Annotated in this window: 16 protein-coding genes, 1 tRNA gene and 1 pseudogene; 5 read left to right on the plus strand and 13 right to left on the minus strand. The window is 62.5% G+C overall.

Annotated features, from left to right (window positions below):
• Positions 1 to 151 precede the first annotated feature (151 nt).
• From K6I40_RS16955 to K6I40_RS16970, 4 genes are all read right to left on the minus strand, one after another.
• A complete protein-coding gene (locus K6I40_RS16955) occupies positions 152 to 580 on the minus strand; it encodes a universal stress protein (RefSeq protein ID WP_222920167.1) in 429 nt (142 codons plus the stop codon).
• Positions 581 to 659: 79 nt separating this feature from the next.
• Positions 660 to 1022 carry a hypothetical protein gene (locus K6I40_RS16960; protein WP_222920168.1) on the minus strand — a complete coding sequence of 121 codons (363 nt, stop codon included), beginning with the start codon at positions 1020 to 1022 and terminating at the stop codon, positions 660 to 662.
• 1 nt (position 1023) lies between these two features.
• Complete coding sequence (locus K6I40_RS16965; RefSeq protein WP_222920169.1) at positions 1024 to 1263, minus strand: amphi-Trp domain-containing protein; 240 nt, start codon at positions 1261 to 1263, stop codon at positions 1024 to 1026.
• 119 nt (positions 1264 to 1382) lie between these two features.
• Positions 1383 to 2477: a KaiC domain-containing protein gene (locus K6I40_RS16970; protein WP_222920394.1), complete on the minus strand. Its 1095-nt coding sequence runs from the start codon at positions 2475 to 2477 to the stop codon at positions 1383 to 1385.
• 236 nt (positions 2478 to 2713) lie between these two features.
• Here K6I40_RS16970 and K6I40_RS16975 point away from each other — a divergent pair, with 236 nt between their 5' ends.
• Positions 2714 to 3550 (plus strand): NAD(+)/NADH kinase, encoded by an 837-nt coding sequence (locus K6I40_RS16975; RefSeq protein WP_222920170.1) that lies wholly within the window; start codon positions 2714 to 2716, stop codon positions 3548 to 3550.
• Between the two features lie 3 nt (positions 3551 to 3553).
• On the opposite strand, the gene K6I40_RS16980 is transcribed toward K6I40_RS16975, so the two are convergent.
• The 3 genes from K6I40_RS16980 to K6I40_RS16990 form a co-directional block, all read right to left on the minus strand.
• Positions 3554 to 4207 carry a DsbA family oxidoreductase gene (locus K6I40_RS16980; protein ID WP_222920171.1) on the minus strand — a complete coding sequence of 218 codons (654 nt, stop codon included), beginning with the start codon at positions 4205 to 4207 and terminating at the stop codon, positions 3554 to 3556.
• A gap of 100 nt (positions 4208 to 4307) precedes the next feature.
• Entirely contained in the window at positions 4308 to 5075 is a 768-nt protein-coding gene (locus K6I40_RS16985) for a DNA-directed RNA polymerase subunit epsilon (RefSeq protein ID WP_222920172.1), read from the minus strand.
• 427 nt (positions 5076 to 5502) lie between these two features.
• Positions 5503 to 6423, minus strand: a complete 921-nt coding sequence (locus K6I40_RS16990; RefSeq protein WP_222920173.1) for a nucleotidyltransferase domain-containing protein — start codon at positions 6421 to 6423, stop codon at positions 5503 to 5505.
• Positions 6424 to 6801: 378 nt separating this feature from the next.
• Between K6I40_RS16990 and K6I40_RS16995 the strand changes: the two genes are divergently transcribed.
• Both K6I40_RS16995 and mptA read left to right on the plus strand, forming a co-directional pair.
• On the plus strand, positions 6802 to 7212 hold the full coding sequence (locus K6I40_RS16995; protein WP_255682122.1) for a hypothetical protein: 411 nt from the start codon (positions 6802 to 6804) through the stop codon (positions 7210 to 7212).
• A gap of 331 nt (positions 7213 to 7543) precedes the next feature.
• The gene (gene mptA / locus K6I40_RS17000) at positions 7544 to 8470 is read left to right on the plus strand and encodes a GTP cyclohydrolase MptA (protein ID WP_222920174.1); all 927 of its coding nucleotides are present in this window, start codon (positions 7544 to 7546) and stop codon (positions 8468 to 8470) included.
• Here the strand turns inward: mptA and K6I40_RS17005 are convergent.
• Together K6I40_RS17005 and K6I40_RS17010 are read right to left on the minus strand one after the other, a co-directional pair.
• Complete coding sequence (locus K6I40_RS17005) at positions 8467 to 9270, minus strand: TrmB family transcriptional regulator (RefSeq protein ID WP_222920175.1); 804 nt, start codon at positions 9268 to 9270, stop codon at positions 8467 to 8469. The genes mptA and K6I40_RS17005 overlap by 4 nt on opposite strands.
• Positions 9271 to 9352: 82 nt before the next feature.
• On the minus strand, positions 9353 to 11002 hold the full coding sequence (locus K6I40_RS17010) for a DUF255 domain-containing protein (RefSeq protein WP_222920176.1): 1650 nt from the start codon (positions 11000 to 11002) through the stop codon (positions 9353 to 9355).
• Positions 11003 to 11135: 133 nt separating this feature from the next.
• Between K6I40_RS17010 and K6I40_RS17015 the strand changes: the two genes are divergently transcribed.
• A complete protein-coding gene (locus tag K6I40_RS17015) occupies positions 11136 to 11732 on the plus strand; it encodes an FxsA family protein (protein ID WP_222920177.1) in 597 nt (198 codons plus the stop codon).
• Positions 11733 to 11811: 79 nt separating this feature from the next.
• Positions 11812 to 11885: transfer RNA gene (locus K6I40_RS17020), tRNA-Ile, on the plus strand.
• A gap of 465 nt (positions 11886 to 12350) precedes the next feature.
• Here K6I40_RS17020 and K6I40_RS17025 read toward each other — a convergent pair.
• The 4 genes and pseudogenes from K6I40_RS17025 to K6I40_RS29030 all read right to left on the minus strand — a co-directional run.
• The gene (locus K6I40_RS17025) at positions 12351 to 12575 is read right to left on the minus strand and encodes an LLM class flavin-dependent oxidoreductase (RefSeq protein ID WP_222920178.1); all 225 of its coding nucleotides are present in this window, start codon (positions 12573 to 12575) and stop codon (positions 12351 to 12353) included.
• A 690-nt stretch (positions 12576 to 13265) separates the two neighbouring features.
• Positions 13266 to 14327 carry a TrmB family transcriptional regulator gene (locus tag K6I40_RS17030; protein ID WP_222920179.1) on the minus strand — a complete coding sequence of 354 codons (1062 nt, stop codon included), beginning with the start codon at positions 14325 to 14327 and terminating at the stop codon, positions 13266 to 13268.
• A gap of 323 nt (positions 14328 to 14650) precedes the next feature.
• Complete coding sequence (locus tag K6I40_RS17035; RefSeq protein WP_222920494.1) at positions 14651 to 14869, minus strand: fibronectin type III-like domain-contianing protein; 219 nt, start codon at positions 14867 to 14869, stop codon at positions 14651 to 14653.
• Positions 14870 to 15067: 198 nt separating this feature from the next.
• Positions 15068 to 15451, minus strand: a pseudogene (locus tag K6I40_RS29030) (glycoside hydrolase family 3 C-terminal domain-containing protein); the annotation flags it as partial.
• Positions 15452 to 15522: the final 71 nt, after the last annotated feature.

Raw genomic sequence — 15522 nt, forward strand, 5'->3', positions numbered from 1 at the left:
ATCCCGTTCGCGCACGATGACTGTGGACGAGCGGATCACGGTCGCAGAATTATCTATGGTTACGCGGTCGTGAACCGACCCGTCTACTCGAGCAAATCGATCACCCCGTTCGAGTGGACGATCCGCTATTGCTGCGCGGATTCGGTTCCACTCATACGTCAGGACCGATGGTGGTGACGGGAACGGGGGCTTCGCGGACGACGCGCTGGGAGACGCTGCCGACGACGTTGCGTTCGTACTCGTCGCCACTGGTTCCCATGACGATCAGGTTGACGTCGGCAGTCGCGGCGTAGTCGACGATACACTCGGCGGGGTTGCCGGTGTCGACCGCTGTCGTCGTCTCGATCCCGTGGTCGGCGGCACGGGTTGCCGCATCGTCGACCGCCTCGTGGGCGGTCTCCTCGAGGTCGTCACGGACCTGCTCGATGCGGTCGTCGTTGAGGACGAGGAACGCACGGTCGTCAACGACCGAGAGAACGTGGAGGGTCGCGTCTCGCGTGGTCGCGACATCGATGGCGTGGTCCGCGACGGTCGCCGCGTGGTCGCTGCCGTCCGTCGGAAGCAGGATCGTCTCGTACATTGCTGTCTACGTGAACCACTCACGCGGACCAAAAAAGGGGTTTCCCTCCGTCTTCTGCGGTGGGAATGCCCAAACGAGACTAGATACCCGGGATGCCGAGCGCGTCGGGGGTGACGAAGCCGACCACCGCGAGCGCATAGAGAATCCCGACCGCGACGATCCAGGCGACGAACCCGATCGCGGCCGCAGATCCCCAGCCGCCGGGATAGCGCCAGTTGATGACGCCGACCCAGATGACCAGCATCAACAAGACGCCGAGGATGGGGATCCAGCCGACGAAAAAGCTCGTGATCGCCCACGCGGCCGCCCCGATGAGGGCGGTGACCGCTGCGTTCACGAAGCTCGCGTCTCTGTCTAACACCAGCCGCGCGCCTGCAAGAATCCCGATCGTTCCGACCAGTAAGCTCAGGACGAAGATCAGGATGGAGTCCGCGACGGCCATATTAGGGTTTCCAGCTCAGTTCGATTTCCACTGTCTCACGATTCCCCCGGAGCATCGAGGATCGCTCGACGGTCTCGACCGAGACATCGATATTGTGGGGCGGGTTGAGCGATACATTCTTGTTCCCGACCCGGATCGTGACCTCCTCATTCTCGCTCCCGAACTCCGTCGCGAGCTCTTGGAGGTACGCGGCGAGTTCCTCTCGTGGCAGTGTTTCATCGGCTGTCGTCCGTTGGGCCATACGGGAGTATCGGGTGCCTGTCCGCAAAAGTATGGGCCCTGAACATGTCGATAAGTGCTGTTTACTGGATTAGGGACCGTTGTAACATTCGACTAGGCGGAATCGGGACGAGCGGCGACTCAAAACAGATTCGCCTGCTGATAGACGGAAATCCCCTCGCCCGTGATCTCGTATGGTTTTTTCTCCCGAGAATGATTCGCGTCGCGGATCTTCTGGATCTCGATCGCCAGCCGCGTCTCGCGGAAGTCATCGGGCCTGACGTACTGCAGGATGAAGACGGCATCCGTGAGATACTCGACAATGCCGTACCGTGAGGCGTAGGGCGTCTCCTCTGAAGCCTCACTCGTCAACAGTGCGGTAACGCCCGCCTCTTTCAGACTCCGGGAGAAATCGTATATTTCGTTGCGGCGTTTTGCCCGATCCTGATACATCATCTCGAGCAGGGAGACCGAATCCAACACGAGCCGCGAGGCGTCGAACTCCGCGACGAGCGCGGGGAGTTCGTCGCGGATCGATGCCAGACTGTTGGCCATCTCGATAGGGTCGACATCGACGACGGCGAGCTGGCCGTCGGCGACGTACTCATCGAACGCGTACCCCTTCTCGGTCGCGCTGTTGATGACCTGGTCGCGGCTCTCCTCTAGGGTGATAAACACCGCGCGTTCACCCTGCTCGAGGCCGTGGTGGAGGAACTGGAGCCCGAAAGTTGTCTTGCCGGTCCCGGCGCTGCCCATTGCGACGATCAGTGAGCGTTCGGGGACGCCGCCCTGAATCATCCGATCGAGGCCGTCGATGCCGAGATCGAGTCGGGGGAGATCCGAGTCGATCTCCTCGTCGAAGTCGGGCTTGTCGCTGCCCTCGAGTACGAAATCGAGGTCGTCGAACCCCTCGGGGCCGGCGGCCGAGTCGGTATCGTCGCGTTCATCGGCAGTCGTCGGCGTTTCGACGTCCTGTAACGCCGACCCGAAGCCCTCGTCGAACAGGGAGTCGTCTGCCGGATCGGGAATCGACTCGGCAGCGTCAGACGACGCGTCGGAGTCCGACTCCGAATCGGAGCGAGGGTCCGCGCCCGACTCGGGCAATTCAGCCCCATCGTCGCTCTCGGGAGCCGCCGAGTCAGCCGTCGTGGATGGCGGCGTCGGCTTGTCGTCGGCCTCGTTCTCGAGAGCGCGTTCGAACCAGTCGTCGTTGTCGTCATCACTCACGGCGATCACCCGCTGGCCGCCGAGGTGAGAGGCGAGAGCGGAACGGGTGCCACCAGCGAGCCGAGCCGCTGGCACCGACGGCGATATGACATGGAGCGGATTCGAATAGACAGGCGCCATACTGGATACTGCGACGGGGTCGTCGCTGACGGATACCTGTCCGGAGTCATCCCATCCGGATTAAGCTTGTTGCCGGCAGCCGGACAAGCGTGGCTTTTTGACGACGGGGCGGGTATCCGCCGTCGATGGACGTCGCCGTCGGAATCGTCGCCCAACGTGATAACGAGCGTGCACAGGCACTCGCCGCGAGCCTCGTCGACGCCCTCGAGCGCGAGGGAGCCGGCGTCGTCGTCGACGAAGCGACCGGCGGGGCGGTCGAGGCGGATGCCGTCCCCGTCACCGCGATGGCAGGCCGCGACCTCGTCGTGAGCATCGGCGGCGACGGGACGCTGTTGTTCGTCGCCCGCGAAGTCGGTTCGACGCCGATTCTAGGAGTCAATCTCGGCGAAGTCGGCTTTCTCAACGCCGTCGCGCCCGACGACGCGCTCGGCGTCGTCACTGAACTCGTGGCGGAACTCGATGAAACAGGGAGCGTCGAGGAACGCGAACTCGCACGACTGCAGGCGACCGGTGTCGAAGAAAACTGGACGCTTGAACCCGCTCTCAACGAGGTCGTCGTCCACGGACCGCGACGAGGGAACGGCGGCGGCGCGACCGTTGCGATCGACGTCGACGGGCAACGGTACACCAAGAGCCACGCGGACGGCGTCCTCGTGGCCACGCCGACGGGATCGACCGCGTACAATTTGAGCGAGGGCGGACCGCTGGTCCATCCGTCCGCCGAGACGCTCGTCGTCGCGCAGATGGCCGCGACCGAGTCGATGCCCCCGCTGGTCGTCGAACCAGAGACCGAGATCACCCTGACCGTCTCCGGAACCGAAACCGCCTACGCGATCAGCGACGGGCGGAACCGACAGCGCCTCGAGCCACCCGCCACGGTTTCGATCGCGCTCGCGACCGAGTCCGTCAGGCTGGTTGGCCCGCAGGCGAACTTCTTCGACGGCCTCGACAAGCTCGAGTGAGCCCTAGCTGTCGCCTTCGACGAGCCGCTCTAAGTGCTCCGGTGGGACCGAGCCGCGGGCGACGTGGCCGTCCGAGACGAACGTCGGGACGCCGGTGACGCCCGTCTGCTGTGCCTCCGCGAATCGGTCCTCGAGTTCCGCACGGATGCCCTCATCCGCGACCGCATCGCGGATCTCGTCCGTCGGGAGGCCGATGTTCGACGCGAGATCGACCAGCACATCGACATCGCCGATGTCACGGTCGTCCTGCCATAGCGCCGTATAGATCGCCTCGTCGAACGCCTCCCACTGCTCGGGATACTCCTGCTTGACGTACCACGACGCGACCTGTGCGTCGAAGGAGTCGACATCGGTCGTGATCTCTTGGGCCATCTCGACGTCGTACTCCTCCTGGAGTCGGCGAACGTTCTGTTTCGCCTGCTCGTAGTACCCCTCGTCCTTGCCGTCGTCGACGTCGTGATCGATCGACCCGTCGGGATTGCGCTTCCCGCTGCGAAGGTCGAAGGGATGCCACTCGACGTCGAGTGGCTCGTCGCGGTCCTCGCGGTACTGTGCGAGCGAGCGTGTTCCCAGATAACAGAACGGGCAGACGTAGTCAGCGTAGATCTCGATTCGGTCGGTCGTTTCCGGTGTCGATCCGGTGTCAGCGTCAGCCATAGCACCGATAGGAACCTAATACGGAAAAGTCGCCGGTCACCGGCAGTCGACGTCGAGACGAGGTGTGGCCCGGTCCAGAATTTGGCCGGCAACCGCGTCGTTAGCTCTCGGATCCGGCGGCCGCGTCCGCGGCCTCGGTTTCCGACTCCGTCACGTCCGGCAGGTTCGGATCCCGGTAGGGGTTGCGCCCGTAGGCCGGCAGGTCGTCCTCGAGTTGGGACTTGAGGACACGACGCAGCCGATTTAGGCTCGTCGTGTCCAGCCCGTACTCGGCCGCGAGTCGCTCGAACGTCTCCTCATCAGTGATATCGTGTGCACGATACCGGCCGAACAGTTCCTCCATCCGGTCGGCGGAGAGCGTCTGTACGTCGATATCGTCCAACCCGAAGTACTGCTGGCGGTCGACGTCGACGACGTGGCGGATCACGACCAGCGCCACCTTCTCAATCGCGCGCTGACTGCCGAACTCGGTGAGGTCGATCTCGTCCATGACGCCCAGTGCGAGGTCGCGCTGCCACGGCGTCACCTCGAGGGCGTTACACAGCGCCTGTGTCGTTCGCAACCGGTCGAGGCGGTGGGCGCGCTCGCCGTAGCCCGGCGTCGCCGCGTGCTGTTCGTCGTGGAGGCGACGGACGCTCTCGGAGAGGTCCGCGTCGGGCGAGTCCGCACGGCCGATGACCGTCGCACTCGGCGTGACGACGCCCCACTGGCGGACCGTCGAATCGCGTTGCACGTCGGCCCGTGAGAGCGACCCGGAGCCGGGCCGGGTCTCGAGGCGGCGCTCGCTGTCGGGATCAGGTTCGACGCCGGCCGCGACGGCCGCGGCTCGCTCGGAATCTGGACCAGGGTCGGCACCGTCGTCTTGCATCGTCTGTCGCTCGGAGAGGGAGAGTGAAAAAGGCTCGCTCCGTTCAGTACACCAGTTCGATGGACAGACAGCCTTTCTAACAGGAATCAGGCGATACGCGTCTCTCGAGCAATATCAGGCGCTATCGCTCACTGCTCGATATGATCGGTCCGCAAAAAGCCCTTCGTAGCTTTACCTTGTGACCAGAGGCACTTAAAGAAGATCGCTCGATTCGATCGGCCTCCGTCACGACCGATCCTCGCTACCTCAGTCCAGGGATGCCGGTCAGAACCGCGAGTACCGTCGTAACCGGGAGGGACCGGTTCGACCGCTGGTATCCAGTGAGATGCGCCGCTATCCGGTTGAGACGCACTCAAGAAGGATCCGCTCTCCCGTCATAGCTACACATTGTGACCAGAACCACTTAAAGGGACGACGCCGGCACGAACTATCGGATCGCGGCGATCATCTCGTCGATGAACCTGTCTAGCCGTTCGGTATCGGGCCCGTCTCGGGCGTGGATCTCGGGGTCGATCGCTTTCGGCGGGTGGGCGAACTCGCGACCCACGGCGTCGCCAACGACGGCATCGCCGTCACCGTCCCGTTTCCGCTCGAGCAACTCGCGAGCGCGTTTGATCCGGTCGGCGTCGAAGACCGCGGGTGCCTGCTCGGTCAGAAATGTCCCGAACTCGAGGACCGGCAGGTCGTGTTCGCCGCGCTCACCGGTCTCTTTGAGGTAGTATGCGGACATGGACGCCCGGTAGATCATCAAGTTTCGCTTGACCGTGGGTTTCGTCTGCGTCTCGCTGAACCGCTCGTCGTCGGCCGGAACCGTCATCGTCCCGTCGTCAGTTTCGACGGTGTATTCCCCGGTACCAGCATCAACGATTGGGAAGATTTCGTCGTCAGTGCGGACCAGATGGTGCGAGACGTACTTGCGATAGTTGCTCGTCGCGATCCCGCGCCAAGTGTGGTAGATATCGATCGGGTTGTACGTCCGCTCGATATACGCAGTGAGACCGGCAGGATCGAACGCGAGCCGATAGCGGATCGGACTCCGCAGCAGGTCAATCGCGCCCTCATTGGAGTCGGCGAGCAGGCGTGCGAACGTCCGTACGTCCCACCCTTGATATTCGAACTCGCCGCGGTCCTCGACGATGGTTTCGGGGGCCGTCTCGAGATGGGCGTAGCGCCGCAGATCGGTCGGTGCGAAGACGAACCCGACGTCGTAGTCGCTGTCGGGGCTCGCCGCGCCCCACGCACGGCTCCCGCGGGCGACCGCCAGCGCGACCGCGACGTCGTGCTCGCGTTCGATCGCCGTCAGGTGATCATCGACGGTCTCGTCGGCGTGGTTCGGAACTGAAGACATGGCTGGAGCTGTGTGCGCCTAGAACGAAATGTGAAAAGACCGGGAAATATGAGAAGACTGGGTGACGAATGCCCTTCGTAGCTTCACCTTGTGACCAGAGATACTTAAATGGATGCCGCTGGAGACGTGGCCGGTCCGGACCGACCACCGAACGCGGTCAGCGGTGCGATTACCGACAGTCACCTCGCCGTTCAGGGCGGGTTTTTAGCCCTGTATCGTCCGAAAACAGACTATGACGAGTTCGGACGGTCGAACGGTGATGCCCGTCGACGAGGGCGCTCACATCGTCTGCCATACGAGACAGTCGCGAATAGATCACGGTTCCGAAACCAAGCGACGCAGAGGTGACCGCTTCGAGAGCGACCGCTCTCCTCGATTATGAGCCGTTCCGGCATTCGATCCGCGATAACGGGGGACGAATCGATCGTCAAGTGGTTCGTGCTCGATGCAAGTCGCCTGACCGTGACGGGACTCCTGACGATTGCCTCCTTCGTTCTCCTGACTGTCTTCGGAGCGCTCGATCTTCCACTCAAGTCGATATTGAGTGAGACCGATACGTTCGAAACGCTGTTTCAGACGCTCACCGGCGTCCTCATTACCGGGATGACGCTCGTCGTATCGGTCAATCAGTTGGCACTCTCTCAGGAGTTCAGCTCGCTGGGTCGGCAGCGAGAGCGAATGGATCGGTCGATGTCGTTCCGGAAGGAATCCGAGCGAGAGTTCCAGTGGACCGGTCCGCCGGAACCGGATCGCTTCCTCGAGACGAGAACGACCAGCTTCCCGTCATAGCTCTATAGGAACAACTGAAACGATTTACGCGCCGATCGCACAGCCGTCGTGCGATCGGGTGTGCAGTGACTTTCAGTGGCTACTATAGCTTGTAACCAGAGACGCGGAAAGAACAAGCGAGGTCGGAACGCCGCAGTACGCAGAGAGCGAGAACGTCGCAACTACCGAATTAGCACACCAGAGAACGGCGGTCTTCCCGTCATATCTCTACCTTGTGACCAGAGATACTTAAAGAAACGACGGCACTCGAGACAGTGACGGAAATCGGGAACTCGTCGAGCCAGTTACTGGTTCCGAAAGGTTGAATCGCCCGCTGCCCTGAATGCGGGCAATGAGTCATCAGTTGCCGGATGTGCAGGCGACGTCGCCCGACGTGACCGTCGGCCTGAGTCAGGTCGGCGTCACCGGCGTCGACAAACTCGTCAAGATCGCCCGCGAGGACAAGCGCCCGATCGTCCTCACCGCCGAGTTCGAGGTCTTCGTCGACCTCCCGGGCTGGCGCAAGGGCGCAGACATGAGCCGCAACATGGAGGTCATCGATGAGATCCTCGAAGACGCCACCCGCGAGGAGGCCTACGGCGTCGAAGAGGTCTGTGGCGAAGCCGCCGAACGGCTGCTCGAGCGCCACGATTACACGTCGAAGGCTGAGGTCTCGATGGAGGCCGAGTTCATGCGCCGCGAGCAGACGCCAGCGAGCGACCGCGAGACCCAGCACATGGTCGACATCGTGGCCTCGGCGACGGCGACCGAGGAGGGCACCCGCGAAGAGATCGGCGCGAACGTCACTGGCATGACCGTCTGTCCCTGCTCGCAGGGGATGTCCACGGCCCGCGCAAAGCAGACCCTCGAGGATCTCGGCGTCGAGGAGGAGACGATCACGGAGTTCTTAGACGAAGTGCCACAGCCGGGTCACTCCCAGCGGGGCCACGCGACGCTGACCGTCGAGGCCAACGGCGACCCGTCGGTCGATCTGAACGACATCATCGACATCGCACGGGACTCGATGAGCGCGCGGATCTACAACCTCGCGAAGCGGCCCGACGAGGATCACATGACCTACGAGGCCCATGCTGACGCGAAGTTCGTCGAGGACTGCGTCCGTGCGCTGGCCGAGGGCGTCGTCGAGGAGTTCGACCACCTGGCCGACGACGCGGTGATCACGATGAGCCAGTCCAACGACGAGTCGATCCACCAGCACAACGCCCACGCCGAGCGCATCGTCGAGATGGAGACGCTGCGCGACGAGATCGAGAACTAGAACTCGAGCGGCTCTGCTTCTTCCCACCGCGGAACGAATTCATCGTGGACGTTCGCGGCGAACTCGGGGTCTTTCAGGTCGATCATGCCGAAGGCCTCGCCCGATGAGAGCGGGTTTGGAACCTGAATGCAGATCTCGACGCCGTCGATGATGTTGAACGAGCCCGTGACGTCGTCGTGCGTGCGGACGTCGAAGTCGTCGCGTTGCTGTAAGGTCTCCCGATAGCGCCGACCCACTTCCTCCGACATCGAGCTGACCATCTCACGAGTCATCAACAGATCGACCGAAACGCCGCGGTCGATGGCATCCTCGAGTTGGGCGTTGATCTCCTCGCTGACCGCCTGCATGTCCCACTGCGGGGACGGATGCGATGACACCATCACGATATCGCGATCCGCGGCCGCGAGTCGCTCTAAGAGGAGATCGATCGTTTCCTCGGGGCCGACGGCAGCGGTCCAGAACTGCTCTTCGACTGGCTCGGCCGCGTCGAGTTCGTTGGCCAGATCGTCGACGATCGACTCGTACTGGTCGGCTTTCTCCTCGAGTTCGCGCTTCTTGTCCTCGAGAAGCCGATCGAGCGCCGTCGACGGCTCGACGGCAACGTACTTCTTCGGCCGGCTCGCTGTCTGGCTCCGGACCAGATTGTACTGTTCGATGCTATTCAACACGTCGTAGATCCGCCCCATCGGGACGTCACTCGCCCGTGACAGTTCCTTGGCCGTCGTGGGGCCGGTGCTGAGCAACGATCGGTAGGCTCGAGCTTCGTACTCGGAGAGCCCGAGATCCCTGAGATTGGCCATGTCTGAAAAGAATCGACCGAAGCGTCATAAACGCTGCGGTAGTTTGACATACAACCGGTCTCGGCCGTTTCGGGGCCGAACGTCAGTCGAGAACGGACTGAATCCGTTCGCCCAACTCGTCCGGAGTTTCGGCACTCTCTGACACACGATCACCGCGTTCGGCCCGCGCCGTTCCCGCTTTGAGGTCGTCAGCGTCGGGGATGACGACCTTTTCGTGGTCGGCCATCCGGAGCGCCGCTCGATGGAGGTCCGATCCGGGATCGGCGGCGACCCTGATCACCAGCGGCTCTTCGAGCAGCCGGGAGACAGCCGTCGCATAGCGGGCGACCTGGACGGTGAACCGGTCACTCGCCCCCGCGAAGGCCTCGAGGGTCTCGCGGGCGAACTCGCAGTAGCGGTCCTCACCGGTGAGGACGGCCAGATCAATCAACGCGTCCGCGAACGCGACGTTCGAATCGAGCGGCCGGAGCGGCCGCTCGCACAGACCGACGCCCTCCGCAGGACCGTCGAGGAATGAGTCCTCGTCGTGGAGCCGATCGATCGTCGCCTCCGCGACCGCCGTCGCGTCTGCGAGTGCGTCCGTCTCGAGGGTGCTGGCAGCCGTCGTTAGCGCTGCAAGCGCGCGGGCCTGATTCGCGAGCAGCGGGACCGCATCGCCGTCGGCATCGCGTTCGACGGCGTCGTCGCGTACGTGGGCGACGACACCCTCCTCAAGCAGGTCCTCGCGGAGGGTCGCGAGCGCGCGTTCGGCGTATCGGCGGGCTCGATCGTCGTCGGTATAGGCATAGTAGGTGAGTAGTCCCTCGATCGCCAGCGAATTCGAGCCGGCGAAGACGCCTCGATCGACCGGCGGCTCATCTGCGGCCGCTCGCTCGGTCGCGTCGAGGCTGTGGGCATCGTCCTTGCCGGGGGCCTGACTGTTCGCGAAGGCATCGGCATCGGCGTTCCACAGCGTCGTCGTCAGGAACTCGACCGTCCGATCGGCGGGGTCGCGGTACTCGTCCTTCCCCGTGTGAAGATAGGCGTTGGCGAACGCGCGCACGAGCGCGCCGTTGGAGTCCAAGAGCTTCTCGCGCTGGAGACCCGACCAGTCGCGATCGGTTGCGAAGCGATAGAAGCCCCCGTCATATTCGTCTAACAGGTTCGCGCCGACCGCATCGTACGATCGCAATGCCATCTCTCGGTCACGTTTGAGCGCGAACTCTAGGGTATCGGGCAACGGGAATTTCGGGCTCTCGCCCCAGCCGCCGGCGGTCTCGTCGTAGTTTTCCGAGAGTTGGCCGAGCATGGCCGACTCGATATCGGCCGTCAGTTCGCCGGCCGGCGGGTTGTCATCCCGGAGCGGCCGCGGGACGCGCGCTGCACCGCTGCCTTTCGTGTCCCACATGGTTCGGACGCTGTCGAGGACCTGTCGCATCCCGTCGGGGCCGAGATAGCCCGCACCGGTCAGGACTTTGCCGTCGGGTGCGAGAAAGACAGTCGATGGAAACCCGCCCATATTGTACCGGTCGCGGACGCGCGGGTAGCGGTCTACGTCGACCCGCACGGGAACGAAGCTGTCGTTGACGTTGGCCGCGATGCGGGGCTCCGCGTAGGTTTCGTCGTCCATCTCGTGGCAGTGGTCACACCACGTCGCGGTCAGCGAGAGCAAGACGGGAACGTCGGCCTCCGCTGCCTCGTCGAAGGCGTCCTGTCCCCACTCGCGCCACTCGACGCGGGTCGTATCGTCCATACCGGACCGACGTGAGTCCGCGGCGTAAGCCCTTCGTTCGCTTACGGATCGTCGAGTGGGCCGCGAGCGGACGGTAATTCCGTTCGTGGAACGAGAGTAAAGGATTTTCACCCTTCGGTGGCTATATCGGGGTATGCTCCGGTGGATCTTCGCGTTGTTGCTCATCCCGTTTCTCGACGCCGTGTTGCTCGCGGTGATCGTCACCCAATTCGGGTTCGTCAACTGGGTCGGGATGGTGCTGCTCGTCGTTCTGACGGGACTGGTCGGGATGCTCCTCGTCCGGGCGGAAGGGCGGCGGACGATTCGGAAGATGCAACGGACGATGGCCGCTGGCAAGCCGCCGACCAACGAACTGCTCGACGGGGGGCTACTGATCGCTGCCGGAGCGTTCCTGCTGACCCCCGGACTGGTGACCGACCTGATCGGCTTCCTGCTCGCCGTTCCGCTGACGCGGATCCCGATCCGTGCCGCCCTCAAGCGGTTCGTGATCGTTCCCTACGCGGACAAGAAGACGGGCGGATTCGCCAGCGGCAACGTCTGGACGGTTGGCTTCCCGAACGATGAGACGTCGGGCGGAGCCACCGAGCCGACCGACGGCGGGACGTACGATCTCGGCGATGACGACTACACCGTCGACGGAAACGATGACGAGTCGTACACAATCGACTTCGGCGACGAACGGACAGACGACGCGGACGACGAGCGAGACGACGACCCCCTCGCTCGGTAGCGGTTCGCACGGGTCCCAAAGAAAGAAACGCTTAAACGTCCCACCGAGCAACTATCGAGTGCGAAGAAGACGACAACGCGGGCCAATAGCTCAATTAGGTTGAGCGCCACTCTGATAAGGTGGAGGCTCTCGGTTCAAATCCGAGTTGGCCCATTTCTGCTGCGAACAACGCAAACGTAGTGAGCCGTGAGCAACAGAAATACAATCAACTTGGATTTGAGCCTTGGCAGTCGCAGCTGGTGAACGAAGTGAACCAGACCGTCTGCCTCTGGTTCAAATCCGAGTTGGCCCACTTCTCGCGATGAACTAACTCGTGAGTTGCGAGTACGTGCTGCCGCGAGGGTTTGAACTACGGAAGACGCATGCTCGCGAGTAAACGAGCGAGACCGTCTTCCGGTGGTTCAAATCCGAGTTGGCTCATATGTTTCCGGTAAGCAACATCGTGTGCCGTGAATACGTGCTGCTGCAGGGGATCAGGCTGCAGGCGATCGGGCTCGGCGTCGGCATTGTCACCGCCGCTATCTTCGCATTCGTCATCCGGACGACCGGACTCGTCTCACCGATGATCGACCTCTTCGAGGTTTCGGAGATTGAGGGCCGTTTGAGCCCTGTTTGCTCTCACTCGTCATCGCGATCATCGGTGCGTTCGAGCGCGGCGAGCAGCCACGTCCAGCAGTTGCCACCATTGGCCGGCGAGCCGTCCGCAAGGTGATCGAACCAGGGGTGGAAGTAGTCGTTAACCCACGCGGTGTCGAAGCCGGCCGCCTCGGCGAGTTCGACCTGGCGGAGACACTCCGCGGGCGAGAACTCCTCGAGAGAGGCGAACCATCCGAATCTCACCATGTGTTCGAACACGTTGTGACCGCTTCTATACCTAGTCAGAAGGGTGAAACTAACCGTCGCCTTCCAGGGCCGTCATGCGAACCGAAAGCCAGACCCCAGCCAGATGTACCTGGCGGACATAATACTATAAAACAATACATGAGTAGACACTTACATATAGATGATGGCACAGCAGCTGACGGTCGGTAGAGTCCGATTCGAACGGTCACTTCTACAGATTTCGACTGAAAAATAGATTACTGCGACCTCAGAGGCGTATTACTCGATTGGGGGGACAGTCTCTGGATGCGCCGGTGATCGACGCGAGAACTGTGGTCCAGATTCAGAAATAGAAATTGCACTGTGCCTCCGGATATCTGTCCGAGAACGGCTGAGATTGGCTGTTTGGAAACGATATTGGAATAGACCGGTAGTCCCTACTGCTTTCGATCTCAACTACCACTATTCAAATATATCTATAGTATACCCCAGTATTCTATTTGATATCCTACGAATAATATGCTTGAGTGGTCGCTGGTAACGATTTCGGCGGACCGAGATCACGATGGTATGCGATAACCCCGGACCGAGTACCGGGATCGATCGGAGGATAACGTTCGTTCCCGGACCCATCGAATTACACCCATATGTTTGTAACACAGTGTTGAGTCGCTCGAGACGGTCGCAGTGACCGGCCCGTTGGTCGCGGACTCACAGCTCCGGAAATTCGATGCCAGTCACGCGAATGATTTCGGCCTCGACGTCCTCGAACAGCGCACCCCACGCACCGATTGAGACGAGTCCGTCGCCGGTCTCGAGGAAGAGCGTCACCTGCCCGGCGAGGTCGGTATACGTGGGGTTTCGCGGCGGTTCGAGTTGCCCGCCCCACGTCGCCCGGACGAGGTCACCGCGAATCTCGACTCGCTCGCCGGTTTCGATCCGGCGGCCGATCACCTGCAGCGTCATCGACGTCCCGTCGCGGAGCAACGACGCGGCATCGTAGACAAACCCTTCGATGCTCACGTAGGTCGGGGGCTGGTCCCGATCGAGATGGAGTCGTTCGTTCTGTGCCCACAGACACGTCCGGAAGTACCAGTGCAAAATAAAGGAGAGAATCTCGTCACCGATCGTAATCCCGTAGGAGCGGTCGCTGTGGACGTTTGGAGCGAAGAACGCGTACCGACGATCGACGATCGCCAGGAACGGCCCCGGAATGGGACACCGTCGTATCTCGATGACGCCCTCGATGTCGGGAACATCGGCTTCGCCGGCGTCATAGACAGCGATCTGTATCAGAGCGCCGTTCATCGCGGCGGTCTCGATCGTCGTCCGCAACTCCTCGAGCTGGGATGGCGTGGCGGCTAGCGCGACGGAGACGTTCGACTCGGCGATTGCGTCCCCGGTACTCCTGAGGACCGTTTCGGTCCGCTTGAGGACGCTGATCCGCGATTCTCTCGGGTCCGGTCGCTCCCAGCGGTCCTCGATTTCGGCGGCGGCGTCCGCGAAGGTTTCGCTCTTCTGACGCAGTCGGTTGAGGACGTCGACCGGCTCGCGCGGCCGGGCGTGCAACCGGTCGCGCTCGAGGGTCTCCACGAATCCTTCCTCCGCTAACGAGCGGACGACGTCGTAGATCCGCGAGGACGAGACCGACGACTGCTGGGCAATCTCGGTCACAGGGGCGGTCCCCGACTCGAGGAGCGTCAGGTACGCCTCAGCCTGTTGGCCGGTCAACCCGGCATCCTCGAGCGCCCGTCGGAGTGTCTCTGTGTTCATACTTGTCCCTGTATCATGATCGTACAAAAACGTATGTGCAGCCATTAGACAATAAAATTACACAATACAGAGACATATAACTGCACAAATCACTCCACGGTAGAACGTACTTCTGTCCGATGGTTTCGAAGCGGGCATTCGTTGTTCACTAGCCGATACACAAACACGTTGTCAGTATCGATTCGCTCTCTGCAGGGGAACAAAGCGATTCAGCCGCTGAGGGGCGACTTTAGCGCGAGGAGACCGGTGACGCTTGCGCTGGTAATCCGGCGGTGGCGAGGAACGGGTGGGAGGTCCACCGCGATTCGAACGGCGGTCGTCAGTTAGCAGCGCTCGTCGGACCGCTTGACCGTGACTGTCGTCGAGAGACCGTCACAGGAGAGTGTGAACGCGCCTGGCTCGACTGCCGTTCGGCCGCGGGAGTCGGTCACGGCGAGTGCGTCGTTCGGAATCGTCACCTCGGTGGTCGTCGACTCGTCGGGCTCAAGGCTGACTCGCGCGAAGCCGACGTGCTCGCGGACGGGCCGAACTCGCGAGCTCACGTCGTCTCGCAGGAAGAAATCGACCGATCGATTCCCCGGCCGATCGCCGACGTTCTCGACGGTGATCGACGCGGTGATCGATTCGGCGGGCCCGATCTGCGATTCCGCGACCGACAGGTTCGAACACGCGAACTCGGTGTAGCTCCCGCCGTCGCCGAACGCATAGAGTGGATCGTACGTATCGGGGTGTTCGTCGGCACCGATCGGCGTTGGATGCGCGACGTGGTTGAACGTCGACGAGAGATCGCCCGCCGAGCGCGGGACGCTAATCGGCAGCCGACCCGCCGGATCGAAGTCGCCGAACAGCACGTCAGCGATGGCCTCACCGCCCTCGCTTCCTGGATAGTACGAGTACAACAGCGCATCGGCGTTGTCGGCGGTCCAGGAGAGCGCCAGCGGCCGGCCCGCGATCGCGACGACCGCGAGCGGCGTCTCGGTCTCGTGGACCGCCTCAAGCAGGTCGCGCTGGGCGGCCGGGAGTTCGAGTCGCGACCGCGTGGGGAAGTCCCCGGTCGGGCCGACGAGACTCTTCGGGCCGAACTCGTGGTAGTACCAGCCCTCGCCGACGGCGACGACCGCCACGTCCGCGTCCGCCGCTGCATCCGCGACCGCCTCAAGGTCCCTCGTTCACTGAGCGTCGCTCCCTGCTCGTA

It is taken from the genome of Natrinema sp. SYSU A 869, assembly GCF_019879105.1.
In the GTDB taxonomy this organism is placed as follows: domain Archaea; phylum Halobacteriota; class Halobacteria; order Halobacteriales; family Natrialbaceae; genus Natrinema.